The organism is Streptomyces sp. MP131-18 (assembly GCF_001984575.1).
GTDB classification, from domain to species: Bacteria; Actinomycetota; Actinomycetes; order Streptomycetales; family Streptomycetaceae; genus Streptomyces; species Streptomyces johnsoniae.
The window spans coordinates 7,752,660-7,777,060 of record NZ_LZNS01000001.1 but is presented as its reverse complement, the minus strand read 5'-3'; the positions used below and the strand labels follow the sequence as shown (position 1 = coordinate 7,777,060).

Here is a 24,401-nt window from a genome sequence, read left to right as displayed (position 1 = left end):
CGCTCGCCGGACCCGCAAGTCCCGGCGAGCATAAGGGGCCTTGGTGAACACGTCGAAATCATATGATCGAGGCAATCACAAGGTAAGCGGACCGAACAGGCGGTCGCCATTGCGCCCGTTGCGGGGACGGGAAAAGCAGATGGCACACATCGCGGCCGGCTTCCAGGCGGTCGGCCGCACCGGCCACGGCAGGGTGCTGCTGCTCGAATCCGGCCAGGGGACGGGCAAGACCCGGCTGCTGATCGAGTCGGTCGGCATGGCCGTGCGCAGCGGCCTCGCCGTCGTGAGCGGCATCTCCGCGACCTCCGACGCCCTCCTCGGCGCCGTCCCCGCCTCCCTCACCGGCCAGGTGCACCGGCTCGGCTCGGCGGACAGCGGCTCCCCCGCGCCCGTCGGCCCCTCGTTCGCCAGGGAGATCCGCGCACGCCTGCGCGAGGCGCTGGAGCACGGCCACGTGCTCGTGGTGCTGGACGACCTGCATCTGGCCGACCTGTCGGCCCTGGTCGGCCTCGGCGACCTCATCGGCCAGCTCGGCGCGCGCCCCGTGCTGTGGCTGCTGGCCTCGGGCACCGAAGGACCCGGCGCGCACCGCGGGCTGACGGAGGTCGGCCTGGGCAAACTGGCCGTCGAGCGCGTGCCCGTGCTGGGGCCGCTCTCCGGAAAGGCCGCGGCCGACGTCGTCGCCGACCACCTCGGCGCCACCCCCCACACGTCGATCACGCTGCTCGCCGAGAGTGTCGGTGCCCGGCCCCGCGCGGTGATCGAGCTGGCCCGCGCGCTCCTGGCCGAGGGGGACGTCCAGATCACCGACGGCGTCGCCCGCGTCACGGGCGCCCCCGTGCCCGCGCCCCGGCAGCCGGAGGGCGTGCGCACTCCCGACCCGGTTCCCGAAAGCTTCGCGGCGATCGTCCGGCAGGACCTGCGTTCGCTGTCCCCCTTCACCACCAAGGTCCTGAAGCTGGCGGCCGTGCTCGGCTCACCCTTCACACCGACCGACCTGCTGGCCCTGCTCGACGAGTCGCCCGCCGACCTGCTCACGGCCCTGGACGAGGCGATCGCCCGCGGGCTGCTGATCTGCCGCGTGACCGACTTCGCGTTCCGCAGCGACGCGCTGTGGCGGGTCGTCCTCGACTCGGTGCCGCCGCCGATGCGGGCCCTGCTGCACCGGCAGGCCGCGACGATGCTGCTGTCGCGGCCGGACGGGGTCGAGGCGGCGGCGCTGCACGTCGCGCACGTCGCGCAGCCGGGGGACACGGAGGCCGTACTGATCATCGCCCGCGCCGTCGGCCGGATGCTCGCCACCGAGCCCCTGACCGCGGCCTCCCTGGCGCGGCAGGGCATGAAGCTGCTGTCGTCCCAGCAGCCGGAGTGGACCGGCCTCGCCGCGACGGCGACCGAGGCGTTCGTCAGGGCGGGGGCGGCCGACCGGGCCGTCGAGTTCGCGCAGGGTGCCATGGGTGAGGTGGCGGCGTTCGCCGGGGAGCCTGCCGCCGCGGGACACGCCGACTCCGTGGCCGCGTTCCGCACCTGGCTCTCGGTCGCCCTGCTGCTCAACGGGAAGGCGCACGAGGCGGGTCGGGCCGCGGGCGACGCCCTGGCCGTGGCGCCCGAGGCGTCCGAGCACCAGGAACGCGCCGAGGTCTCGCGGCTCGCCGCGCACTGCCTGACCGACGGCCCGGCGGCCACCGAGCACGCCGAGCGGCTGCTCGGCAGCCGCGCCGGGCACCCGCGCGCGGTGCAGGCGGGCGCGCTGACCGTGCGGGCCCTCAAGCGGTGGCGGGACGGGCAGGCGGGCGAGGCGATCCGGCTGCTGCGGGAGGCCGGCGAGCTGGATCAGCTGCCGCAGGGGATCAGACTGCTCGATCCGCGCTGGCTGCTGGTGCCGATGCTCACCAGAGCCGGCGAGTTCGAGGAGGCGCTGGACGTGGCGAGGACCGCGGCGCGACTCGGCCCCGCGGCCACCGCGCCGGCCGTGGCGGCCTTGCTGCGGGCGCCCGTTCACCTCGCGTACGGCCGCCTCGGCGAGGCCGACGAGGACGCACGGGCCGGGCTCGCCGCGGGCGGCGGGCTCTGCCTGCCGATGCTCGCGCCCCAGGCGTGGCGGGTGCGCGCGCTCGTCGCGCTGCGGCGCGGCCTGCTCGGCGAGGCCGAGGCCCACCTGGGCGCCCTCCAGGAGTGCTGCCCGGAGGACTCGGCCCGGCCGTGGCGCGCGATGCGCCAGCTGCTCGGCGCGCAGATCGCCGAGGCCAGGAGCGGCCCCGCGGCGGCGATCGACCACCTGTCCGGGGTGTGGGCCAGCCCTGAGGCGCGGCACGAATTGCTGCTCGAAGACCTGTCGGCCGCGGCGAGTTGCGTGCGCTGGGCGCTGGAGGCGCGCCGCCAGGACATGGCCCGCTCGGCCGTGGACACGGTGGAGTCACTGCGGCGGCACAGCAGGGAGTTGCGCGCGCTGGGCACCGCGGCGGTCCACGCCAGGGCGCTGTTCGAAAGCGATGTCGAGGCCCTGGCGCAGGTCAGCCGGGCGCACCAGGACCCGTGGGCGCGTGCGGCGGCGGCGGAGGACCGGGCCCGGCTGCTGCTGGCCCACGGCGACCGCGAGGCCGCGATCTGCGAGCTGGAGCGCTCGATGAACGGCTACGGCGCCCTGGACGGGGAGCGGGACGGCGCCCGCGTCCGGCGGGAGTTGCGCCACCTCGGCGTGCGGCGCCGGCACTGGAAGCACGCCAAGCGCCCGATGTCCGGCTGGGACAGTCTGACGAAGGCGGAGCGGCGGGTGGCCGAGCTGGTGGCCGGCGGTCTCACCAACCGGCAGGTCGCCAGCCAGTTGTTCGTCTCGCCGCACACCGTCGGCTTCCATCTGCGGCAGGTCTACCGGAAGCTGGGCCTGCGTTCGCGGGTGGACCTGATCCGGCTCAGGTCGTGAGCGGCCGGATGCGGCCCGGCCGCGGCGGGACGCGTTCCGCCGCGGCCGGGGGCACCGGCGGTCAGCCGCGCGCGACGGCGATGCTGCCGGCCAGCCGGTCGCCCGCCTCGTAGACCATGTACGGCACGCCGCGGTCGGTGCCGAACGACGGGGCCGCGGCCCGCCCGTTGTCGGGCGCGCCGGACAACGGGCGGTAGAAGACGCCCAGATGGTTGCGCAGGCCGAAGTCGTTGCCGACCTCGGTGATGCGCATGGTGCCCCCGTGCGCCTTGTCGGTGTGGTAGACGACGTACGCCGAGCCGTTGCGGGTCAGCAGGTGCGGGCCGCTGAGGTCGTTCACGCCGACGTCGGAGTACCGGATCAGCGGCTGCTGGGCGAACGTCCAACTCCGCCCGTCCGGCGACCAGCCCCACCCGATCGAGCGGTGGTTGGCCGCGGTGTTGAGCATGAACAGCATGACGTAGCGCGCCCCGCGGCCGGGCAGGTCGTGCCGGAACACCCGCGCATAGGACGCCTCTGTGGTGCCGGCGGGCAGCATGGCGGTGGTGAGGACGACCCGGTCGTAGGTGAAGTCCACGCCGTTCGCCGAACGGGCGAGCCGCGTCGTGGTGTTCTCACCGTGGAAGTACAGCCACATCTCGCGCTCCTCCTCGTGCCACATGACGTGCGGGGAGGAGACGTGGCTGACCGAGTAGTGCGGCGCCCAGTCGTTGGAGACGATCGGGTTGTGCGGGTACTCGGTGAACGGGCCGGCGATGGAGTCGCCGTAGGCGAGGCAGATGCCGCCGGGCGCGTCGTGCGGCGCGTAGTAGAGGTAGTAGCGGCCCAGCGGCGAGGACAGCCGGTCGTACACGCCGCGGATGGTCGGGAAGATGATCTCGCCGGTCGGGTTGTAGGACAGCCGGCCGGGGGTGAGCAGGGTGCCGAGGTGGGTGTAGTCGGGGAAGCCGCCGGGCGCGGCGGCCGCGGCCGGGGCGGTGGCGTGGCCGAGGGCGAGCAGCCCGCCGGTCGCGGCGGCTCCGGAGAGAAAGGTGCGGCGGTTCACGGTCATCACTGACTCCGTTACGTCGGTGTGCGGTCGAGTCGAGTCACGTCGGGTGGGTGGCCGGCCGGCGGACGCCGGCCGGCTGGGGGTCGGCGGTGAACGGGGCGCTTGCTCACAGGTGTTGCACGGCGGTGACGCACAGGCCGCCGAGCGCCACGCACCACACGTACGGCAGGGTGCGGATCATCACCTGCTGCGGGCTGACGCCGGAGTACTGCGCGCTCCACACCGTCTGGGTGCTGGTGGGGTCGGCGACCCCGAACACCTGGTTGTAGGAGGCCATCAGGCCGAGGACCGCGACGGCCGGGTAGATGCCGGACGCGATCAGCACGCCCGCGATGCCGGCGCCGAGGCCGTAGACGTTCAGCGGGCCCCGGTACAGGCACAGCGGCGCGAGCGCGGTGAAGATCAGCACGAAGAGCACCGGGTTCTGCGGGCTGACGGCCTCGACCAGCGGTTCGAGCGCGGCGATGGAGTCCGGCAGCTGCACGGCGGCCAGCAGCACGCCGATGGCGATGAACAGGGCGATCGGCGGGGCCGCCACCTCGAACCCGGCGTAGAGCGTGCGCAGCAGCCGGGTGTTCATGTCGCGCGGGCGGGTCGTGGTCACCAGTGCGTACAGCACGCCGGCGAGCAGCGACGGGATGATCGCGACCTCGAAGCCCAGGGCCAGCACGAGCGGGACGGCGGGCGTGAACAGCGCGTACCACGGCGCGTCACCGAGCCGGCGGCGCCGCGAGGGCCGTTCCTCCTGGCCTGCCCCGACCGACCGCAGCGACCAGGTGTGCTCCACACCGCGGCGCCGGGTCTCCACCAGGACGAACAGCACGGCGAAGAACGCGGCGAACGGGAACAGCTTCATCATGAAGCCGCGCACGGTGTCGACCGGCAGGTCGAGGGCGGTGGAGAAGAACTGCCAGATCGGCAGTTCGAACGGCATGCCCGCGGCGATGCCCATCAGGATCGTGCCGGCCGCCGTCACCTTGGGCACGCCGACCGCGATCATCGCGGGGATGCCGATGATGCCGGCGAGCATCGCGGCGGGCGCCGAGCCGGTGACGGTGCCGACGAGCGCGGAGATCGCGAGCACGCCGAGCGCGACCACGGTGGGGCGGTCCCCGCCGAACTCGACGATCTTGCGGACCAGCGTGCCCGCGATGCCGGTCTCGTCCAGCAGCTTGCCCAGCCAGGAGCCCAGCAGAATGGCGATCATGGTGGCCGCGAGTTTGGCCGCGCCCTCCTGGAGCACGGTGTCGAACACGCTGGCCTCGCCGGTCAGCGGCGCGCCCACCACGAGGGCGATGACGACGCCGAGGACGACGAGGGCGAACGCCGTGGGGAGCTTGCGGGTCAGCATCAGCACGACGCCGACCAGCATGATCAGCAGAATGACGATTCCCATGGCGGACCTCAGTTCTCTCTCAGGGCACCGACCGCGCGGGCGAGCGCGGCGGTCAGCAGCAGCGGGCTGCGGCCGAGGCCGAGCGCGGTGCGGGTGAACGCGTGCGCGGCGATCTCGTCGGCACCCGCGACATGGCCGAGCAGCCGGTGGCGGCCCAGGCTCAGCACGGGGTGGTCGAGGCACCGGCGCAGCCGCCGCTTCACGGCGGGGTCGTGCAGCCGGTGGTGGGCGGCCTCGTGCGCGACGGCGGCGGGGCGGACCGACCCGGCGGGGAACCAGCCGCGCCAGCCGAGCAGTCCGGTCAGCTCCTCGGCCAGTGCGAGGGTGTCCGTGTACAGCTCGACGGCGGGCTGCGGACGGGAGCGGTAACGCGCGAGCAGCAGCCGGTCGTCGGCGAGGCCGTCCGGCCGTTCGACGATCCGGGCGCCGACCGGGAGCTCCCCGGTCTCCTGCCCGGCCAGCTCGGTGCCGAACGCGGCCGCCGCCTCGGCCCAGCGGCGCAGCTGCTCGGGCGAACGGCCCTCGTGGGTGGCGGTGTTGCCGAGCAGTGTGGCCGCGAACTCCGTGTCCTCGCGCTCGGCGAGCTCCGCGCAGGCCGACCGCAGGCTCCGCAGCCGCGCCGGGCGCAGCCCTTCCAGCGTTCCGGCGCGGACGGCGCTCATGCGCGCACCTCCAGAACGGCGATCACCGGCTCGTCGCCGGTCCGCGAGCGCAGCTCGCTGCGGGCCAGCGCGAGCAGCGGCTCCGCGTCCAGCACGCCCGACAGGTCCGCGATGCGCGAGCCGAGGAGCAGCCGCAGCGCGGGGGCGCGCACGCCGCCGTCGCCGTACGAGGTGGTCTCGCGCACCAGCTCGGCCAGCACGCCGGACGCCTCGGCCACGGTGGTGGTGGCGACGCGCGCGTCGGCCGCGTGGAGGCGCACCACGCCGTCCGCGTCGATGACCCGCACCGGGTGCAGCGGGCGCCGCAGCCGCCGGCGGCGGACCGTTCCGTACACGGTGTGCGCGGGCGTGCCCGCGAGCACGTCGACCTGTGCGGGCGGCACCTTCAGGCTGGCCGCGGCGGCGCGGAGGCGTTCGGCCTCGTCCGCCCGGTGGGCCCGGTCCTGGGTGCGCAGCTCGGTGGCGCCGGTGGCGATGGCCCGCACGGTGTTGGTCTGCGGGTCGACGGTCACCTCGACCTCCACGGCGCCCGGCGCCGCGCCCTGCTCGACGACGGCCAGCTCCGCGTCGTTGCGCACGCCGAGGATCTGCTCCTGCGTGGCGCCGGGGATGATCCGTTCGATCTGCTCGCGGACCAGCGCGAGCGCCACGCCGATCGGGCTGATCACCTCGCTGTTCCTGGCGATCCTCCCGGTGAGGCCCGCGGCGGCGGCCAGGTGCGGGGTGACCGAGGCGGCACCGCCCCCGCCGCCCACCAGCACCACGGCGTCCCGGTCGAGCCGGTAGTCACGGATCATCCGGTCGACGACCTCGCGTACCTGCCCGGCTCCCGCGTCCAGCACGGCCGTTGCCGCACCGGCCACGTCCGTGCCCAGTGCCTCGGCGAGCGGCGCGAGGGCCAGCGCGGCGACCGCGGGGTCGGCGCGCGCGAAGTCGCCCTCGGGCACCCGGCCGAGCGCGTTGGCCGCGCAGGTCATGGTGACGGCGAACCGGCCGCCCGCCGCGTCGATCACCGCGTAGTCGTCGGGGTCGCCCGGCATCGGGCGCAGTGCCGCGAGCCGCGCGTCCGCGAGGTCCCCGGGCTCGGCGAAGCAGGCGTAGGGCAGGCCGGCGATGTGAGCGCTGCGCGGCCCGGCGGCGACGACCTTGCCGCCTGAGACGCGGACCATCGACCCGCCGCCGACGCCGACCGTCCTGACGTCGAGGGCCGGCAGGTAGGAGCCGCGCCCCAGGATGACCGCGTGCCGGACGGCGACCTTGCCGCGGTGGATGACGCTGATGTCGGTGGAGGTGCCGCCGGTTTCGAGGAAGACGCCCTCGCTGACCCGTTCCTGCATCAGGGCGCCCGCCACCCCGGCGGCCGGGCCGGACAGCACGGTGAGCAGCGGGCGGCGGCGCATCTCGTCCAGCGACATGACGCCGCCGTCGCAGCGCATCACCATCAGCGGCGCGCGCACCCCCGCCTTGACCACGGACTCGTCGACGAGGTCGGCCGTGGCCAGCATCCTCGGCAGGATCGCGGCGTTGACCACGGCGGTGCGGGTGCGCTTGTTCAGCCCGTACAGCGAGGTGATCTCGTGGGCCGCGGTGACCGGCAGCCCGGCGGCGCGCGCCTGGTCGGCCACCGCCTGCTCGCCCTCGGGCGAGTCCACGCTGAACGGCTCGGTGGCGACGACGACTTCCGAGCCCGCGGCCCGCACGCGGTCGATCGCCGCGCGGACCTCTGCGGTGTCGGCGGCGTCGGGGACGTGCGCGTAGTGCAGCGGCAGGGTGCGGCCCGGGGTCAGCTCCAGCTTGGCCAGGCCGGCGAGGCGGCGGGTGAGCACCGCGGAGGGGCCGGAGCCGATGCCGAGCAGGCCCACGGGGGCGACGTCGCCCTCCAGCAGGGCGTTGGTAGCCTGGGTCGTGCCGTGCGCGAGGAACGCCACGTCCTCGGGGGCGCGGCCGACCTCGGTGAGGAGCCGGTCGAGCGCCTCCACGATGCCGTGCGCCACACCGTCCGGGTGGTGATGGCTGGTCGGTACCTTCACCTGGCCGATCAGCTCCAGGGTGGTGGCGTCGACGGCCACCGCGTCGGTGAAGGTTCCGCCCACGTCGATGCCGACGCGCAGGCGATGAGTGGTCCGTTGAGCGGTCATGTTCTGGGACACCTCCTTGTGTGCCGTGTCGGGGTGCGCGCGGTGCCGGGCGGGACAGGTGGAGCTGTCCCGCCCGGGTTCGCCGTCCGGTTTTGCCGTCCGGGCTCGCCGTCCGCCGCCGCGGGGCCGCGCTCAGTAGCCCCGGACGTCGGGCCAGTGGCGCTGGACGCCGGCCCGGTCGAGGACGCGCGCGAACTCGGCGAAGCGCTTGTCCTCCTCCCGCACCTGATGCGGGGTCACGTTCTCGTCGAGGCAGTGCGCGGCCAGCGCGCCCGCGGCCTCGCCCACGTTCCACTCCACCGGGTGGAGCCGGTAGCAGCCGTTGGTGATGTGGGTGGTCCCGATGTTCTTGCCGGCCGGCAGCAGGTTGCGCACCCGGCGCGGCAGCAGGGCGCCGAGCGGGATCTCGAACGGCACCGAGCCGATGTCGATGTAGTCGTCGCCGCCGGTGGACGGGTGCAGGTCGATGCGGTAGCCGCCGACGCCGATGGAATCGCGGTGCCGGGTGCCGCCGTAGGGGCCGACCAGGTCGATGGCCACGTCGTGCTCGGTGACGGTGGTGACGGCCTTGATGCGCCGCGCCTCCCGCACGTAGGGGGCCTTGGCCAGGCCGTCGGGCGTGCCCGTCACGTCGGGGCGGATGCGCAGCCCGGGGAAGCCGGTGCCGCCGTCGGCGCGCGGCGCCTCGGTCTGGAGCCAGTAGAGCACCGAGCGGGACAGTTCGCGGGCGCCCGCGAGGGCCGCGGCCGCCGCTTCCTCCCCCGCCCCGACCAGGGGCTTGAGCCAGTAGTCGTTCAGGGGCCAGTTCACCAGCGTGATGTCGGAGTCGAACGCGCCGGGCCGGTGCAGGCCGCGGGCCAGGATGCGGCGGAAGCCCCACAGCTCCTTGTCCCCCGCGTCAGCGCTCTGGTCGGCGGCAACGGCCAGCGGGTCCTCGACCGGGTTCGGCCGGAAGCTGCGGCCGACCGGCTCGAGCGTGCGCGGGTCGGGGGCGGTGAACCCGAGCAGCGGGCCCGGCCAGAAGTCCGGCCGGTAGGAGCGCCAGAAGTCGTAGTCGGCAGGCCGCTGTCCGGTGTGGTCCTCGCCTTCATGATGGGAGACGGCGAAGCAGACCGTGATGCCTTGCTGGTTGAGCGGCTGCGCCTCCTCGGGGGCGTGCGGTTCGTCGAACTCGGCGCGTGATTCGGCGCCCAGGCCGTGTTCCACGCCCGCGAGGTGCAGCAGTTCACCGGTTTCCGTTGCGTCCAGCACGTACGGCGCGCTCACCGTGCGCCGTGCGCCGACCCGCGTGTCGAGCAGCGTGACCGCGCGGACGGAGTCGCCGTCCGTCTCGGCGGCGACCGGGCGGTGCTCGGTGAGCACCGTGAGCCGCCCGGCCGCGCGGTGCGGCGCCAGCATGGCCTCCAGCACGGCCAGCGCGACGCGCGGCTCGTGGCACAGCTTGCTCACGCGGCCCGCGCCCGGGTTCAGCTCGGTGAGCGCCAGGGCCTCGGCCCGCAGCGGGTACCACCTGCGGTAGTAGTCGCGGATGTGCCCGCGCAGCGCCCGGTAGGTGGCGGTGGTGCCGAACTGCTCGACCCACGGGTGCTCGTCCGGGGGCACGGCCTGCGAGGTGAGCTGGCCGCCGATCCAGTCGGTCTCCTCGGTCAGGACGGCGCGCCGGCCCGCCCGGCAGACGGCGAGGGCGGCGGCCACCCCGCCGAGCCCGCCGCCCACGATGAGGACGTCGGTCGCGGCGGGTGGGCTGGTGGGTTCCGGCATGTGCGGGTTCTCCTTGCGGGACGGTGCGGTTCTGTGCGGTGGCGGGCGCCGCCTCACGGCGGCGGCGCCGCGGTCGTGCCGGGGCGGAACGTGCAGGCGACCAGCGAGCCGGACCGCTGCTCCGCCCCGGCCAGCAGGCCGGTGAGCAGGCGCACGGCGGCGGCGCCCAGCTCGGCGCGGGGGATGTCGAAGCCGGTGGGCACGGGCTGGTCGGACAGGTCGGCGGGCGGGGAGCCGAGCAGGGCCAGGGACACGGCCTCCGGTACCGCGAGCCCGGCCGCGGCGACCGCGGCCCGGAGCGCCCGCCAGGCGTCCCCGGTGTCGGTCTCCTCGGCGACGAACGCGGTGACTCCCTCGGCGTGCCGGGCGCGCACCCACGCCGCCGTGATGTCGGCCGCCGGGCGGGCGGTGCGGACCACGGCTCCGTCCCGCCCCGGCAGTCCGGCGGCGGCCAGTCCGGCGAGGAAGCCGCGCTGCCGGTCGCTCGACGCGGGCGCATCGTCGTCCTCGCGGACCAGGACGATGCGGCGGTGGCCGAGCCCGGCCAGGTGGCCGACGACCTCGGCACTGGCCGCGGCGTAGTCGGCGCCCGCCCAGGCCAGTCCCTCCGGCTCGTCCCGCCGGCCGAGGTGCACCAGCGGGAAGCCGTCGTCCACCAGCCGCCGCAACTGCTCGGCGGGCACGTGGCGGCCCAGCAGCAGGCAGCCGTCCGCGAGGCGGACACGGTCCAGCGCGCCGGGCGCCCCGGCGCCCGCGCCCCCGGTGCTCGATCCGGTGAACAGCACCAGGTCGTAGCCGCGGGCGGCGGCCTCCTGCTCGATGCCGACGAGGAAGCGGTAGTAGGAGTGCTCGACCGCCGTCGGGAAGGTCGCGGTGAAGCTGAACACGCCCAGCAGGTTGTTGCGCGCCGCGGCCAGCCGCCTGGCGGCGGGGTCCGGAACGTAGCCGAGCGTTCGCGCGGCGAGGAGCACGCGTTCCCGGGTGGCCTCCTGGATGACGATGCCCTGCTTGTTGCCGCCCAGGACGAGCGACACGGTCGTCTGCGAGACGCCCGCGAGGCGCGCCACCTCGGCCTGCCGCGGGCGCCCGCGCCGGGCCGCCTTCGGCTCCTTTTCCGCCACTTCTCCACCCTCCCGACTAATGCGCATTAGCTGGCGAGCAAGAAGAGATCCCACCTGAACTAATGCGGATTAGGGGGAACTGTGCCTCCTGCGCCCCACGCACGTCAAGAGCCGGGCGGCATCGATCTGTGACGGCCAAATCCAGCCGCCCCGGCCCGGACCGGCGCGGGCGACGGAACAGGCCGGCGGCGGGCGCGGGACGGCACGCGCCGCGGCGGCGTGCGGGGGCGCGACGTGCCCGGCGGTGCGCTGCCGGGGACCGCCGATGAACGTTCCCGGACCGGAACGGATCGGGTCGCGCAACTGTCGAACACGCAGGCGAGGTCTCAACTACGTTGCGTTCACCGGTGCTTATTGACCGGCCACCCGGCCGATCATAAGTTGGCCCAGCCGCGCACACAGCCGTGCGCCCGCAGTCGGGAGACACCATGCGAAGAAGTACCTGGATTCTGTCCGGAACGGCCGCCGTGCTGGTGGCCGCCTCGGCCGTGACCCGGCTCGCGGTCTATCCGGCCGTGCATCAGGTCCCGTCCGACACGGACACCACTTTCGAGTACACCGGCACGGCCTCGCTGCTCAACGCGGCGGCCCTGGAGACCGGTGACCTGGCCAACGCCTTCCTCACGGACATACCGATCTCGCTGGACCGCAGGGTCCAGGTCGTGGAGACGGACGGCAGCACGGCCGTGGTCACCGACGATGTGGTCGTGACCGGGCAGGACGACACGGAACTGTCGGCCACCAGCCACCGCTGGGCCGTCGACCGCAGCGATCTGGAGGACCGCCCGGCCCCCGAGGGCAGCGAGGCCGAGGAGCACCAGGGCCTGGTCATTTCCTGGCCGCTCGAGCCCGAGGAGCGCGACTACACCTTCTGGGACCCGACCACCGGCACCGAGGCGCCGGCCGTGTACGACCGCACCGAGGACGTCGAGGGCCGCGAGACCTACGTCTACGTGATCCAGGCCGCGGGCGAGCTGGCCGACCCGTCCATCGCCGAGGGTCTGCCGCCGGCCCTGCCCAGGGACGTGGTGGCGGGTCTCGCCGAGCAACTGCCCGCCGAGCAGCTGCCCGACCCCGCCCTCCTCGGCGCCCTGCCCGATCCCGTGCCGCTGACGTACGCGGCCACGACCGAACGCGTGGCCTGGATCGACAAGGACACGGGCACGGTCCTCAACGGCACCCTGGAACAGACCATCGTGGCCCAGACCGAGGGCCCCGAGGGCCCCGTGACGCTCGCCCCGGTCAACTCCATGGCGGTCGAGGGCACGCCCGAGGGCACCGCGGAACGGGCGGACGACGCCGAGTCGATGGCCAACCTGCTGTGGCTGATCCGCATGGTCATCCCGCTGGGGCTGCTGGTCATCGGGGTGCTGCTGGCGGGCTTCGCCATCTGGGGCGAGCTGCGCAGCAGACGTGCCAACTCCGGTCCTGACCCCGACTCGCCGCCTGCGCCGGCCGCGAGCGGAGCCGCCACCGGCTGACCACCCGCACCGGGGCATGCCCCGCAGGAACGACGCCGCTGCCGCGGCCGGCCCGACCGGTCGCGGCAGCGGCGTTCCGCTGTCCGGCCCGCGCCCGTGGCTCGGGCGGGCGCCCGGCCGCGCTACCTGCGCTGCCCGGCGGGAGACGCGGCCAGGCCCACCTGGTGCCCGACGTCCTCCTGCTCGGCCGCGCCGAGCACCGCGGCCAGGAGGCCGGGGAACCGGGCGTCGAGGTCACCGCTGCGCAACTCGACGAAGCAGCGCGTGCCCTCCTGGCGGGTGCGGGTGAGGCCGGCGTCGCGCAGCACGCGCAGATGGTGGCTGAGGGTGGACTTGGCCACCGGTGCGCGCAGCTCGCCCCAGCCCCGCTCGCGGCCGTCGGACAGCAGCCGCACGAGTCCCACGCGGATCGGGTCACTCAGCGCGGCCATCACCTCGGTGAGGGCCATCTCGCCGACCTCGGGATGCCGTGCCTGCCTCATGGGGACGATGATACTGTTTCGATGTTCCACGAACATCGAACGAAGGGGTGGACCATGGCCTCGGAGCCGGCCGCGGACCGATTCGAGGAGCGCGTCGTGATCATCACCGGCGCGGGCTCCGGCATCGGCAGAGCCACCGCCGTCGCGTTCGCCGGGGCCGGGGCACACGTCCTCGGCGTCGGCCGCCGGCCCGGCCCGCTGGCGGAGACCGCCCGCGCGCACCCAGGCATCGCCGCCTTCCCCGCCGACCTCCGCGGCGAGGATGCCGCGGACGCGGTGACCGGCGCGGCCCTCGACCGCTGGGGGCGCATCGACGTCCTGGTCAACAACGCCGGTGCCACCGCCCTGATGCCGCTGGCCGAGACCAGCGCCGCCCGGATCACGGAACTGTTCGCGCTCAATGTGACCGCGCCCAGTCTGCTCGCCCGGGCCGCGCTGCCCGGGCTGCGGCGGACCCGCGGCGCCATCGTCAACATCTCCAGCACCTACGGGCACCGGCCGCTGCCCGGTGCGGCCCACTACGCCGCCTCGAAAAGCGCCCTCGAACAGCTCACCCGCACCTGGGCACTTGAGCTGGCCGGCGACGGCGTCCGGGTCAATGCCCTGGCCCCCGGGCCGACCGAGAGCGAGGCGCTGCACGCCGCCGGGCTGCCGCGGGCCGTCGTCGACAGCATCAAGCGGGAGGAGGCCGCCCGGATACCGCTGGGCCGCCGTGGCCTGCCGGACGAGGTCGCGCCGTGGATTCTCCACCTCGCCGACCCGGGCGCCACCTGGCTCACCGGCCAGGTCCTCACCCTCGACGGCGGGCTCGAACTGACCTGAGTCCGGCGGCGCCCGAGCCGGCCGCTACGCTCGGTCCGTGATCACCACCTGGGAGCCGACTGCGGCCGGCGTGTTGCGCCTGCCATCCGGGCGGCTGGTGCGCGGGCGCGGGCTGCGCCACCCGCGCCCGGACGGGCCCGACCCCGGTTTCGGCCTGTACCTGCTCGGCCGCCGGCCGCCGCCCGTTCCGTGGGAGGCGCACTGGCTGCGCTGGCCCGACTTCCGGCTGCCGACCGACCGTTCGGCGGCCGTCGAGGCGCTGCGGGCGGCCTGGGATCGCGCCGAAGGCGAGCGCGTCGAGGTCGCCTGCGGCGGCGGGCGCGGGCGAACGGGCACGGCGCTGGCGTGCCTGGCCGTGCTGGACGGGGTCCCTGGTGACGAGGCGGTGGCCTACGTCCGGCGGCACTACGCGGCGCGCGCCGTGGAGACCCCGTGGCAGCGCCGTTACGTCGAACGGTTCCCCGGCTGAGCGGGCACGCGGGGCATCGGGCCTGGGCCCGGGCCCGTCAGGGCGCGGTCACCAGCACGGTGTCCTCGCCGCGGTGGCCGACGCGCAGCGGCACCGCGCTGCCGTCCTCGACGCCGTCGAGGGCCCCGGGGAACATTGCCTCCAACCGCGCGACCCGGACTGCCTGTTCGACGGGTCCGGCCGGGTGGTGGAGGCCGCCGAGGGTGTCCAGGGCGGTGTCCACGCGGCCCCGCAGGCCGCTCGCCGTACAGACGAATGCGGGCAGGCGCTGCCGGTTCTGATGGGACACGTGGAGCTCGACGGCCTCTTCGGCGTAGGCGGCGGTGAGGAACTCCTGCACATCGCCGTGCGCGAGGGTCAGCGGCGTCCTGAAGACCAGGCCGGGAGCCAGCGCGAGGACCAGGCGCAGCATGCCGTACGGGTCGAGACGGTGGGCCTGCACGTACAGCACCGCGCCCTCGGCGGTGAGCTGCTCGTCGAGCCCGCGCAGATCGGGCCGCTGCGCGGCGCTGAGGCACAGCAGGATCGCGGCCCTGCCACCGACGCCGACGTGTACCGGGGCATCCGTGCGGTGGCTGAGCAGGTCCTCGTACCTGGCGCGGATCTGCACGATGCGCCCGGCGTCGAGCAGGGCGGGCGCGACATTGCGGTCGATGATCCGGTCCGTCTCGCTGGGAACCGCGACGGGCGGCAGCTCGCGGGCCCCGAGCCACCGGCCGTGGGGCCGCTGCCCCACCCGCGCCGCGGGCGGCTGGTCCGCGCCGCCGGCCCGTGGTGCCTGCCCGCGTCGCCTACGGAACCATGCCACGACCCCAGCGTAACGGCCCCTCACGCGGGACTCCAGACGGCTGCCCCGACCGGCTCACCGACGTGCGGACCGGCACAACTCCCCCGCGGCGCCCGGCATATGCCCACCGGAGCCGGGCCGCCGCCGACGCGGGAACTGCCCGCGCCGCGGCTCCTGGCGGGCGCCGCCCGGTAGTTGCCCGCGGCGCCGCTCACTGATCGGACACCCCCCTTTGAGGACGGACCCTAGTGACAGGGCGACGCACCATTGGTTGGATGCCACAAATCCCGTGCCGTCGAGCCCTGGAGCGTTCTCGTGGAGATCTCCCGTCGTACTCTCGTCTCGGCACTCCCCGCGGCGGCGGCCGTGTTCGCCGGCGCCGGGCCCGCATCCGCCGGGGCGGCCGGACCGGGGACAGCGGCCGGACCGGGGACGGCGGCCGGGGCCTCGCCGGGCGCCCACGACCGGCTGATCGGCAATACGGTCGCGATGTTCGCCGGCACCGCCGAGTCGAATGCCCGCCCCGAGGTCCGCGCGAAGCTCGCGGCGATCGACGCCACCGCGCGGAGCCACCTGGCGGCGATGGACGAGGCGGGCTCCGGCGAGTTGTTCCGGGGCCTCCCGCTCGGCACGAGCGACGGCAACCTCAACTCCACGTTCCAGTACCTGTGGGAGATCGCGCTCGCCACCCGGGTGACCGGTGGCCCCGCCTCGGACCTCCACGGCAGTGCCGCGGTCCAGCGGCGGGTCCTCGACGGGCTCGTGCGGGTGCACGGCACCTACTACGGGGACCAGTCACAGGGGTACTACGGCAACTGGTTCCACTGGGAGATCGGGATCTCCACCCATGTGAGCAGGACCCTGGCGCTGCTCGCGGACGCGGTCGCGGAGTACGATCCCGGGCTCGTGCCGCTCTACGTCGCCTCGATGGACGCCTACCTGCGCAACGGCAAGGACGGCGACGTCGACCTCGACTCGCGCTTCCACACCGGTGCGAACCTCGCGGACATCACCACGAACCGGATGCTCCAGGGCGCCCTGCTCGGCGACGACGCGCGCATCGGCAAGGCGGTCGCCGACCAGCGGACGGTCTACGCAACGGTCGACCCGTACCGGCCGCGGCACGGCGTCACCGACGGCTTCTACGCGGACGGCTCGTTCATCCAGCACGCCTCCGTGGCCTACACCGGCTCCTACGGAACGTCGCTGCTCTCCCGCGTCGTCCAGACGCTCAAGGTCCTGGACGGCACGGGCCACCTGCCGGACGACGGGCTCGCCGCGGTGGTACGGACGTGGGTGGCCGACGGTTTCGCACCGCTGATCTTCGAGGGCTGGATGATGGAGGTGGTCAGAGGCCGCGCGGTGTCGAGAACCACCTCCGGGTACGCCGCCGTCGCCACGGTCGTCGAGGCCGTCGCCGACCTGTCGGCCCACACCACGGGCGCGGACGCGACGGCGCTGCGGGGCTACGTGAAGTTCCTGCACGAGACCTCGCGGGTCGCCGTCGACCCCACCGGGTTCGTCTCGCCCGTGAGCATCGCACGGTACGCCGACATCCTCGCGGACGCGTCCGCGCCGCCCGCCGACCTCAATCCGGCCGCGCGCAACGTGGCGTTCAACGCGATGGACAGGACCGTCCACCGGCGGCCCGGCTTCGCGTTCGCCCTGGCGCGCAGTTCGGACCGGATCAGCAAGTACGAGTACATGAACGGCGAGAACCTGATGCCGTGGTTCCAGGGGGACGGGGCGCACTACCTCTATCTGTCCGGCGAGGACCAGACCCGGGTCTTCGGCGTGGACTACTACACCGCCGTCTCGCCGTACCGCCTCGCCGGGGTCACCGCCCCGGCGGAGGCCCGCCGGACGATTCCCGAACTGTACGGGGGGCTGTGGTACGACAACCCGGAGCGCGGGTTCACCTCCTCCTCGGAGTCGCAGAACACCTACGTCTACTTCCCGCGCGGCACCAACACGTTCTCCGGCGGCGCCGCGCTCGGCGCGTACGGCGCGGCCGGGCTGGTGCAGGGCGACGACGCCGCCTGGGCCGCGCACCAGGACGGGCTGCTGCCGGGCGACTTCGTCGCGTACCGCAACGCCCGCGCCACGAAGTCGTGGTTCATGCTCGACGAGGAGATCGTGGTGCTGGCCGCCGATGTGGGGGACGCCGCGGGCCGTGCGGTGACGACGACGCTTGACACGAGGATCGCCGATCCCTCGGAGGCGGTCCACCTGACCGGCCGCCTCCGCGACGGCACCCGCTGGTCGGGGACCGGTGCGGCGGCGCTGGCCTGGCTGCGGTACGCCGCACCGGGCCGCGGCACGGCCGTCGGATACGTCTTCCTGGACGGGCCGCAACCTGCCGTCGCCCTCGGCACGGTGACGCGGAGCCGCCGGACCGTCCGGCTGACGAACCCCGACACGGCGGTGACCAAGCAGGTGTTCTCGCTCGGCGTCGAGCAGGCGGCGGGCGCGGCCCCGGTCGCGATGGCCTATGCCCTGGTCCCCGGCGCCTCGGAACGGCAGCTCGGTGGGTATGCGGAGGGCCCGCTGTCCGTGCTGGCGAACAGCGCGCGCCTCCAGGCCGTGAAGCACTCCGGGCTCCGGCTCGTCGCCGCGAACTCCTTCACCTCCGGCACGCACCGCGCGGAGCGGCTGTGGATCGACGGGCGGGCCTCGGTGATCTGGCAGGAGGCGGACGACGGCACCGCGGAGATCGCCGTGTCGGACCCGACGATGGACAGGGACACGGTCTCGGTCACGGTCCGCGGCCGGGCGCGGGAAGCCCTCGCGGCGGACGAAGGAGTCAGAGTCCGCCGCGTGCCCGGCGGAACCCGCATCGACGTCACCACCCACCGTGCCCACGGCCGGAGCTTCACGGCGAGGCTCCGGTAGCGCCCTGGCCGCGCAGACCGCCGCCGGCCGAGAACGGGAAGGAAAGCAGCGGCGGTCCGCGGCATCGGCCCCACCACTTGGTCGTCGTGCTCACTTATGAGCTTTGATGCCGTCCAAGGCCATGGCGAGCACCCGGTCCTGCTGTGCCTCCTGGACGAAGTTCGCCCCGCTGACACCGTTGACCAGGAAGAGCACGTCGTCGAAGCTCACGTCGGCCCTGGCCTTGCCGGCGCCCTGGGCTCGTTCGAGAAGCGGCCGACCGGCCGCGTGGATCATGTCGCGGCCGGTCACGAACATCTCCGCGCGGTGCGCGATGGCGTCGTAGATGGCCTTCTTGGTGGTCGCGTAGCTGACGAACTGGCGCAGCCAGCTCTCCAGGGCGTCCCACGGTTCGAGGCTGTCCAACTCGGCCGCCATGAGGGCGAGGGCTTCGACCTCGTCCAGGTAGACGGCCTCGAACAAATGCTGACGCGTGGGGAAGTTGCGGTAGAGCGTCGCGATGTTGACCGCTGCCCGCCGGGCGATCCCCTCCAGCGAGGCATCGGCACCGTCGGCAGCGAACACCTCACGAGCGGCGTCGAGCAGGGCGTCGAAGTTGCGGCGGGCGTCGGCGCGCGCCGGCCGCCTCACGGTGAAACCGGGCTCGGCTCGCGGGCCGGACTCGCTGGCGGCCATCGCACATTCCTCCTGATCCAACCGGGCTTGCCAAACGAAGGGGGTCCTGCGGTAAAGTCAAGGCAGGCCTTCATTTATGTGAAGGGCCCCCTTACTTTACCCGGGACCGGCAGGAGACCATGACCACCATCGGCTTCATCGGCAGCGGCAATATCGGCAGCACGCTCGCCCGCCTCGCGGTCGACGCCGGCCACACCGTCATCCTCAGCAACAGCCGCGGCCCGGAGACCTTGCGCGAGCTGGTCGTGCGGCTCGGCCCGAACGCCCGCGCGGCACCCCCTGCCGAGGCCGCGACCGCCGGTGACCTCGTCGTGGTGACCATTCCGATCAGGGCCTACCGTCAGGTCCCCGCCGACCCTCTTCGGGGCAAGGTCGTCATCGACACCCTCAACTACGACCCCGCCCGCCAGGGCCGCGTCCCCGGGATAGCGGCCGCGGGCGCCCAGGCCCACCTCCTGCTGCAGACGCACCTGACCGGCTCACACGTCGTCAAGGCGTTCAGCAATATCTTCTTCAGACACCTGGCCACCCTGGGACGCCCGGCCGGCGCCTGGGACCGCAGTGCGCTGCCCATCGCCGGCAACGACGCCACCGCCAAGAAGGCAGTCACCGCCCTGATCGACTCGCTCGGCTACGACGCGTACGACGTGGGCCCCCTGGCCGAGAGCCGCCGGTTCGCGCCGGGCACGCCCGCCCAGCACGCCTATCTCGATCCGGCCGGAATGTTCGCCGCCCCCGGCCGGCCCGCGTCCGCGGACGACCTCGCCAGGCTCCTGGCAGCATACGGAACGCCATGACCGTCATGACCGCCATGACCGCCATGACCGCCATGACGAGCCGTCACAGTGGCGGGTGGGCGTTGGCCAGCAGCTGCTCGAAGTGCGCGGGGAACCAGTCGCCGGACAACCCGCCGCCCTGCAGCGCGCCGGTCTCCTCGAAGTCCCAGTCGTCGTAGAGGTCGCACATCGCGTCCGGCTGCCGCCCCCCGGCGTCCGGCAGTTCCTCTGGCGAACCGTCCGATTCGCCGGGCGGCTTGATCCAGGCATAGGCGTCGACCCCCGGCTCGGGGCTCGCGGTCGGACGCTCGCCGAGGCCGGCACCGGTCTGATTGCACCAGTGCGCCGCGCTGTTGCGACGGTCGATGCGGTTGCTGTCGACGTAGTCGTCGACGCCCCACCACTGCTCGTCCGGGTCCGGCGGCCCGGTCGGGCGTTCGGGGCCTCCCCACCCGTTGCGGGAGGTGTCGATCAGCATGCCGACGTCCCAGTCGAAGCCGAGCCGGACGAAACGCTTGCGCACGGCCTCCGCGAACGGCAGCTCGTCGACGTAGCTGTTCCAGTCCACCCACCGCGACTGCAGGACCGGTTGGTCGTTGATCACGTCGTCGACGGTGAAGTACTCCTCGTGCAGCACGCTGTAGTTCGCGACGTTCACGGCGAAGCCGTGGACGTCGGCGGATCTGGCGCCTTCCGTGTTGGCCGCCCGCCACATCAGGTCGGTGACCGCCATGAAGTCCTCGTCCCAGCCGATCCGGCCGTGGTGGCCGGCATCGAGGTAGTTGTAGACGTTCGGCAGTTCGCCGAGCTGCGCGAGGGCGTAGCCGACGCCCCGCACGTAATCACCGGATTCCAGTACCTGTTGGCAGAGCCAGGTGGCGTCGTGGCGGTCGCCGGTGTGCAGGACGAGGTTGGGCAGGGAGTCGGGTTCGATCACCGTGACGATCCGTAGCTCGGCGTAGGCCGGGTCGCTGATGATGTCCACGATGGTGTCCACGTACTCCCGCTGGTAGCGGTCCAGTTCGCCCGGGGCAAGCTCGCCTTGCCCGGCCTCGCGGGCGCAGGAGCGGCCAGGCAGGTTGTTGAGCACCAGCTGTACGAGGTCCGCGCCCTGGGCCCGCGCGGCGTCGAGGTGGTCGGCGAGCTTCATGGTGCGGCCGGTCTGGGCGTCGGGCCCGTGGAGGGTGGCGAGGGAGTCCAGCCAGATCGCCGTCGGCTGGTCGGCGACGGCGGCGCCGCCCGGGACGGTGGCGGCATTCGCGGACCACTCGGGATTGACGTAGACGGTCGCGCCCTCGTACGGGTTGTCCCCGCGCGCGGTGGGGACGGGAGGGGCGGCGTTCGCGGGACCGGTGGCGAGCAGACCGGCCACGGCGGCGCACGCGCTCGCGGCTGCGACGGCGACCAGTGCGCGGCGGCACCAGGCACGGCGCACGGGGCCGGCAGCCCCTGCGTCAGAGGCTGAACGGGTGATCATGCGGCTCCTCGCGATGGCTTCGATCGACTGGCAGGAGCGCTCCCGCGCAGAACGTAGCACCGCAACCGCGCAAGCGGAACGAACGGGACGGTGGCCGGTGGCCGGTGACCGTTCGAAGGCCGGATCGCGTCCGGCATCGGTGATTCGGAAGAAGGCTCACATGGACGGCGTGACCGGGGACCACACGCCGAACCACTGCTCGGCGCCGTACTCGTCGAACCGCGCCACCTCGGTGAACCCGAGCCTGGCCGCGAGGCTCATCGAGCGGTTGTTGGCGGTCTGGGTGCAGAGCACCACCGGCTCGCCGGGGAACGCGTCGGCGAACCAGCCGAGTACCGCTGCGCACGCCTCGGCGGCGTACCCGCGTCCCCACGCCTCGGGCAGGACCATGTAGCCGAGCTCGGCCTCTCCGGCATCCGGACGGAGGTGCCCCGGACGCTCCGCGTCGCGCCGGTCAAGCGTGACCGTACCGATCATCGCTCCGTCGAGATCGATCACGAAAAGGCCAGGGCGACGCCCGGGCACCTCGGGCACCGCGCGTTCGAGCTCGTCGCGCGGTCGAGGGCCACCGAGGTAGGTACGCACTTCTGGCGAGGCGAACAGCTCGATGAACGCCGCACGGTCTCGGGCCCCGGACTCGCGCAGCACGAGCCGTTCGGTCCTCAGCGGGGCGGGTGGCCAGGCGACAGGCCCGAGTTCAGCCATGGTGGGCAACCTATCGCACGCCCGTGGGAGTCATCCGAAGAGAAGACCCAGGTGTGCCGACTCACGAGGTCGGCTCCACGGTGCCGGGGACCGGCGGCCCGCCACCAGGCCGAGGTCCGGACCCGGTATGGACCGCGCCCGCCGACTCCCTCAACTACTACAGCCACGACGACCACACGCGGCCCTCGTCCGTTCAGCGGTGACGGCGGTCGGGGCGTTCCCTCACCGGCGCCCCGGGCGCCCTTACCGGATCGCCGCGGCGTACAGCGCGTGGAGGTCCGCGTAGTCCGGCTCGGCGGGCTCGACGCCGTCCAGGTGCGCTTCGAGGCCGTCCAGCATCGCGTGCCATCCGGTGCAGTAGTGCACGGCGGGCTCGGCCGCGAGAGGGCGGTGCAGCAGCACCAGCAGCGAGCCGTCCCCTTCGGGAGTGATCTCCCACCGCACGACGGCGGCCGGCTCCCCGGGCCACTGCCAGGTGTGCTCCAGACTGCGCGGCGGATCGGCGGCGACCACGCGCCCCTCGGCACCGCCCTCCTCACCGAAGTCGAAGCGTACGGGGGCGTCGGGGCTGGTCGCCAGGGTCACGCCCGGCATCCATCGGGCCCGCTGCGCCGGGTCGGCCAGGGCGTCCCAGACCCGCTGCGGAGGGTGCCCGATCCGCCGCTCGAACCGGATCTGCCAGGCGCCGTCCGCGCCGACCCCCAGGGTGCCGCGGCGGCCGTCCGCCGCGGGCGCCCGGTCCATGTCCGCTTCGCTCATCGTCATTCGTCCTTTCCTTGTTCATCGAGGTGCCGTACCAGGGAGTCCAGCCGGGCTGCCCAGTTGTCACGCGTCCGCTCGATCCATGCCCCGGCCTCGTCCAGCCCCGCGGGCCTGAGCCGGTAGAGGCGGCGCTGGGCCTCCCCGCGCCACGTCACGAGACCCGCCTCGGCCAGCACGCGCAGATGCCGGGAGACGGCCGGACGGCTCACGTCGAACTCGGCGGCCAGCTCCCCCGCGGTCCGCTCCCCCGACGCGACCAGCTCCAGCAGCCGTCGGCGGGTCGGGTCGGCAAGCGCCTCGAAAACCTTCTCTGACACCTCCCTTTTGTAACATGCGGCTTACGTAACGAGCAAGTTACCCAGTCGTTGTGGGCGTTCCCGGCCGGTGCGGCGAGCTGACGGCGGCCCGGACGTCGCGGCCGCCCCACGTGAAACGGCGGGCGTCCGGTGGGGCTCGTCGGCCCCACCGGACGCCCGCCGCAGGCGGGAACTCCTGTCAGTTGTACGGCGCGAAGGTCATGAACGCCTCGCTCGGGTTCCCGTCGTGCACGAGCGACTCGTGCGCGCCGACGTCGTCGAACGCGAAGGCGTACGCCTTGCCGTCCACCATCTGCTCGTGGATGAGACGGGCGTAGTGGTTGGTCACGTCGTCCGTGTAGAAGCCGGAGTTGTCCGGGTCGGGCTGGTTGGGGTTGGTCAGCAGGGTGGTCCTGTTGAAGCCCGCGCACAGGGTGCGCGAAATGGGCCCGCGGACCTGGTCGTTGGGGGCGTCGAGGTGCTTGTAGCAGCCGAAGATGCTGTCCGAGTCGGGCTTCTGGAAGCTGGTGACGACGTTGCCCGCGCCATCGGTGAAGTTCATGACGTCGCCAGAGACCTGACCGTAGTACTTGGTGTCGGGCTCGTGGGAGAACGGCGTCACCGTCAGTGTGGACGAGCTGTACTGGCTCCACACCCGGTCGACGTAGTCGTTCATGACGTCGGCCGGCACACCACCGGTGGCCACGCCGTGGCCCGGTGACAGGGCGCGCAGCGGGGTGCCGTCGGGGCCGTCGAGGATGAGACCGCCCCACCCGGCCGAGCGCAGACCGTCGAAGACTGCCTGATAGCCGCCGGGCTTGAGCGTGCCGGTCGTCCGGACCTCGCCGTTCGCGTCACTCACGCCCACCGAGTAGGGCGCGGAGAACATGTCGACCTGCGTGCTGTTGATCCACAGCCCGGAGTCGTTGAGCGTGTACTCCGACCAGTTGAACAGGATGTTGCGGTTCGGGTCGTCCGGGTTCTGCACGGCCGGCTGCACCAGGCCGCCCGTGGCGAGGCTGAACGACAGCTTCTCGCCGACCGAGAAGTAGACCCGGCCGGAGAACTTCGGCAGCTGGATCGTCATCGTCTCGCCGTTGGCGGGACCGGGGATCGACGCGTCAGGGGCGGGCGTCGGCGGGCTGCCCCCGGGCGGCCAGGCATGGAAGGTGCCCGCGGCATCGGCCCAGCCCTGTTGGCCCGAGCTGAGCTGCGTGCCCAGGTTGTAGAGGTAAACGGGCTCGTCACGCCCGGAGTTGTTCGTGATCGTGAGCGGGATGGTGTCGGGTACGGCTTCCGCCTCGGGCGCCGGGCCCGAGACGGTGAAGCCCGTGGCGACGACCAGGGTCGCGACCGCGGCCGCCAGAACTCTTCGCAAACGGAACACCGTGTCCTCCTCGTGTCAGCCAGTCCCGTCGCCGGGCACCCACAGCACTGCTCCGACAGCTCGCACCCCTTCCCGTGGAGCGCGCTGTGAGAGCGCTCTCAATTGAGAGCGCTCTCACCGTGGCGTGAGCGCCGCCCACTGTCAATGCGTTCGGCACCAACTCGTTTGCGGGGACTCGGTGTCCGTCCGCAGGACGGGTTTCGCACAGACCGCGGGCGTTTTGTGGAACCGCTGCACACAGAGGGTTCTGGTGCCCGTCCGGCGGGCCGGTGGACCCGCCGGACGTTTTCTCTCAGCCGGCCCCGGTCAGGCGAACCAGCCGAAGAACGCGTCGCGCA

Annotated in this window: 21 protein-coding genes; 7 read left to right on the top strand and 14 right to left on the bottom strand. The window is 73.5% G+C overall.

Translation table 11 applies throughout. The features are described 5' to 3' along the window. Positions 1–43 precede the first annotated feature (43 nt). Complete coding sequence (locus STBA_RS34525) at positions 44–2,923, top strand: LuxR C-terminal-related transcriptional regulator (RefSeq protein ID WP_366510916.1); 2,880 nt, start codon at positions 44–46, stop codon at positions 2,921–2,923. A 61-nt stretch (positions 2,924–2,984) separates the two neighbouring features. Here the strand turns inward: STBA_RS34525 and STBA_RS34520 are convergent, their stop codons facing one another. The 6 genes from STBA_RS34520 to STBA_RS34495 form a co-directional block, all read right to left on the bottom strand. Then, positions 2,985–3,974: a hypothetical protein gene (locus STBA_RS34520; protein ID WP_077062923.1), complete on the bottom strand. Its 990-nt coding sequence runs from the start codon at positions 3,972–3,974 to the stop codon at positions 2,985–2,987. A gap of 106 nt (positions 3,975–4,080) precedes the next feature. Further along, positions 4,081–5,370 carry a TRAP transporter large permease subunit gene (locus STBA_RS34515; protein ID WP_077062922.1) on the bottom strand — a complete coding sequence of 430 codons (1,290 nt, stop codon included), beginning with the start codon at positions 5,368–5,370 and terminating at the stop codon, positions 4,081–4,083. A gap of 8 nt (positions 5,371–5,378) precedes the next feature. Continuing rightward, complete coding sequence (locus STBA_RS34510) at positions 5,379–6,032, bottom strand: hypothetical protein (RefSeq protein ID WP_253195191.1); 654 nt, start codon at positions 6,030–6,032, stop codon at positions 5,379–5,381. After that, positions 6,029–8,170, bottom strand: a complete 2,142-nt coding sequence (locus tag STBA_RS34505) for a hydantoinase/oxoprolinase family protein (RefSeq protein WP_077062921.1) — start codon at positions 8,168–8,170, stop codon at positions 6,029–6,031. The genes STBA_RS34510 and STBA_RS34505 overlap by 4 nt, the downstream gene beginning before the upstream one ends. Positions 8,171–8,302: 132 nt before the next feature. After that, positions 8,303–9,931, bottom strand: coding sequence for an FAD-dependent oxidoreductase (locus tag STBA_RS34500; RefSeq protein ID WP_077062920.1), 1,629 nt, complete (start codon positions 9,929–9,931; stop codon positions 8,303–8,305). 53 nt (positions 9,932–9,984) lie between these two features. Then, positions 9,985–11,052 carry a LacI family DNA-binding transcriptional regulator gene (locus STBA_RS34495; RefSeq protein ID WP_253195190.1) on the bottom strand — a complete coding sequence of 356 codons (1,068 nt, stop codon included), beginning with the start codon at positions 11,050–11,052 and terminating at the stop codon, positions 9,985–9,987. Between the two features lie 428 nt (positions 11,053–11,480). On the opposite strand from STBA_RS34495, the gene STBA_RS34490 reads away from it, so the two are divergent. Continuing rightward, positions 11,481–12,533 carry a porin PorA family protein gene (locus STBA_RS34490; protein ID WP_077062918.1) on the top strand — a complete coding sequence of 351 codons (1,053 nt, stop codon included), beginning with the start codon at positions 11,481–11,483 and terminating at the stop codon, positions 12,531–12,533. Positions 12,534–12,655: 122 nt separating this feature from the next. On the opposite strand, the gene STBA_RS34485 is transcribed toward STBA_RS34490, so the two are convergent. Next, complete coding sequence (locus STBA_RS34485; protein ID WP_216356008.1) at positions 12,656–13,015, bottom strand: metalloregulator ArsR/SmtB family transcription factor; 360 nt, start codon at positions 13,013–13,015, stop codon at positions 12,656–12,658. Positions 13,016–13,069: 54 nt separating this feature from the next. Here STBA_RS34485 and STBA_RS34480 point away from each other — a divergent pair, with 54 nt between their 5' ends. Then, entirely contained in the window at positions 13,070–13,837 is a 768-nt protein-coding gene (locus STBA_RS34480; protein WP_077062917.1) for an SDR family oxidoreductase, read from the top strand. Between the two features lie 37 nt (positions 13,838–13,874). Beyond that, positions 13,875–14,306 (top strand): protein-tyrosine phosphatase family protein, encoded by a 432-nt coding sequence (locus tag STBA_RS34475; protein ID WP_077062916.1) that lies wholly within the window; start codon positions 13,875–13,877, stop codon positions 14,304–14,306. 37 nt (positions 14,307–14,343) lie between these two features. Here the strand turns inward: STBA_RS34475 and STBA_RS34470 are convergent, their stop codons facing one another. Further along, entirely contained in the window at positions 14,344–15,114 is a 771-nt protein-coding gene (locus tag STBA_RS34470; protein WP_143659609.1) for a hypothetical protein, read from the bottom strand. Between the two features lie 294 nt (positions 15,115–15,408). Between STBA_RS34470 and STBA_RS34465 the strand changes: the two genes are divergently transcribed. Then, on the top strand, positions 15,409–17,985 hold the full coding sequence (locus tag STBA_RS34465; RefSeq protein WP_077062914.1) for a polysaccharide lyase family 8 super-sandwich domain-containing protein: 2,577 nt from the start codon (positions 15,409–15,411) through the stop codon (positions 17,983–17,985). Positions 17,986–18,075: 90 nt separating this feature from the next. Here STBA_RS34465 and STBA_RS34460 read toward each other — a convergent pair whose 3' ends face one another. Then, positions 18,076–18,660 (bottom strand): helix-turn-helix domain-containing protein, encoded by a 585-nt coding sequence (locus STBA_RS34460; protein ID WP_077062913.1) that lies wholly within the window; start codon positions 18,658–18,660, stop codon positions 18,076–18,078. A 119-nt stretch (positions 18,661–18,779) separates the two neighbouring features. On the opposite strand from STBA_RS34460, the gene STBA_RS34455 reads away from it, so the two are divergent. Further along, positions 18,780–19,457: an NAD(P)-binding domain-containing protein gene (locus tag STBA_RS34455; protein WP_077062912.1), complete on the top strand. Its 678-nt coding sequence runs from the start codon at positions 18,780–18,782 to the stop codon at positions 19,455–19,457. A 43-nt stretch (positions 19,458–19,500) separates the two neighbouring features. Here the strand turns inward: STBA_RS34455 and STBA_RS34450 are convergent, their stop codons facing one another. Continuing rightward, positions 19,501–20,913 carry a glycoside hydrolase family 6 protein gene (locus STBA_RS34450; protein ID WP_077062911.1) on the bottom strand — a complete coding sequence of 471 codons (1,413 nt, stop codon included), beginning with the start codon at positions 20,911–20,913 and terminating at the stop codon, positions 19,501–19,503. 156 nt (positions 20,914–21,069) lie between these two features. After that, positions 21,070–21,618: a GNAT family N-acetyltransferase gene (locus tag STBA_RS34445; RefSeq protein ID WP_077062910.1), complete on the bottom strand. Its 549-nt coding sequence runs from the start codon at positions 21,616–21,618 to the stop codon at positions 21,070–21,072. Positions 21,619–21,671: 53 nt separating this feature from the next. Between STBA_RS34445 and STBA_RS38180 the strand changes: the two genes are divergently transcribed. Then, positions 21,672–21,821, top strand: coding sequence for a hypothetical protein (locus tag STBA_RS38180; protein WP_171987847.1), 150 nt, complete (start codon positions 21,672–21,674; stop codon positions 21,819–21,821). Positions 21,822–21,861: 40 nt separating this feature from the next. Here the strand turns inward: STBA_RS38180 and STBA_RS34440 are convergent, their stop codons facing one another. The 3 genes from STBA_RS34440 to STBA_RS34430 form a co-directional block, all read right to left on the bottom strand. Beyond that, positions 21,862–22,377 carry an SRPBCC family protein gene (locus STBA_RS34440; RefSeq protein ID WP_171987846.1) on the bottom strand — a complete coding sequence of 172 codons (516 nt, stop codon included), beginning with the start codon at positions 22,375–22,377 and terminating at the stop codon, positions 21,862–21,864. A 2-nt stretch (positions 22,378–22,379) separates the two neighbouring features. Next, positions 22,380–22,697 carry a metalloregulator ArsR/SmtB family transcription factor gene (locus STBA_RS34435; protein ID WP_077062909.1) on the bottom strand — a complete coding sequence of 106 codons (318 nt, stop codon included), beginning with the start codon at positions 22,695–22,697 and terminating at the stop codon, positions 22,380–22,382. Between the two features lie 178 nt (positions 22,698–22,875). Then, the gene (locus tag STBA_RS34430; protein WP_077062908.1) at positions 22,876–24,063 is read right to left on the bottom strand and encodes a glycoside hydrolase family 64 protein; all 1,188 of its coding nucleotides are present in this window, start codon (positions 24,061–24,063) and stop codon (positions 22,876–22,878) included. Positions 24,064–24,401 lie beyond the last annotated feature (338 nt).

Coding starts and splice junctions, on each gene's coding strand:
- STBA_RS34480 (WP_077062917.1), top strand. CDS start 13,070: ATGGCCTCGGAGCCGGCCGCGGACCGATTCGAGGAGCGCGTCGTGATC.
- STBA_RS34440 (WP_171987846.1), bottom strand. CDS start 22,377: ATGAGCGAAGCGGACATGGACCGGGCGCCCGCGGCGGACGGCCGCCGC.
- STBA_RS34520 (WP_077062923.1), bottom strand. CDS start 3,974: ATGACCGTGAACCGCCGCACCTTTCTCTCCGGAGCCGCCGCGACCGGC.
- STBA_RS34490 (WP_077062918.1), top strand. CDS start 11,481: ATGCGAAGAAGTACCTGGATTCTGTCCGGAACGGCCGCCGTGCTGGTG.
- STBA_RS34505 (WP_077062921.1), bottom strand. CDS start 8,170: ATGACCGCTCAACGGACCACTCATCGCCTGCGCGTCGGCATCGACGTG.
- STBA_RS34515 (WP_077062922.1), bottom strand. CDS start 5,370: ATGGGAATCGTCATTCTGCTGATCATGCTGGTCGGCGTCGTGCTGATG.
- STBA_RS34510 (WP_253195191.1), bottom strand. CDS start 6,032: ATGAGCGCCGTCCGCGCCGGAACGCTGGAAGGGCTGCGCCCGGCGCGG.
- STBA_RS34450 (WP_077062911.1), bottom strand. CDS start 20,913: ATGATCACCCGTTCAGCCTCTGACGCAGGGGCTGCCGGCCCCGTGCGC.
- STBA_RS34500 (WP_077062920.1), bottom strand. CDS start 9,931: ATGCCGGAACCCACCAGCCCACCCGCCGCGACCGACGTCCTCATCGTG.
- STBA_RS34445 (WP_077062910.1), bottom strand. CDS start 21,618: ATGGCTGAACTCGGGCCTGTCGCCTGGCCACCCGCCCCGCTGAGGACC.
- STBA_RS34455 (WP_077062912.1), top strand. CDS start 18,780: ATGACCACCATCGGCTTCATCGGCAGCGGCAATATCGGCAGCACGCTC.
- STBA_RS34460 (WP_077062913.1), bottom strand. CDS start 18,660: ATGGCCGCCAGCGAGTCCGGCCCGCGAGCCGAGCCCGGTTTCACCGTG.
- STBA_RS34485 (WP_216356008.1), bottom strand. CDS start 13,015: ATGAGGCAGGCACGGCATCCCGAGGTCGGCGAGATGGCCCTCACCGAG.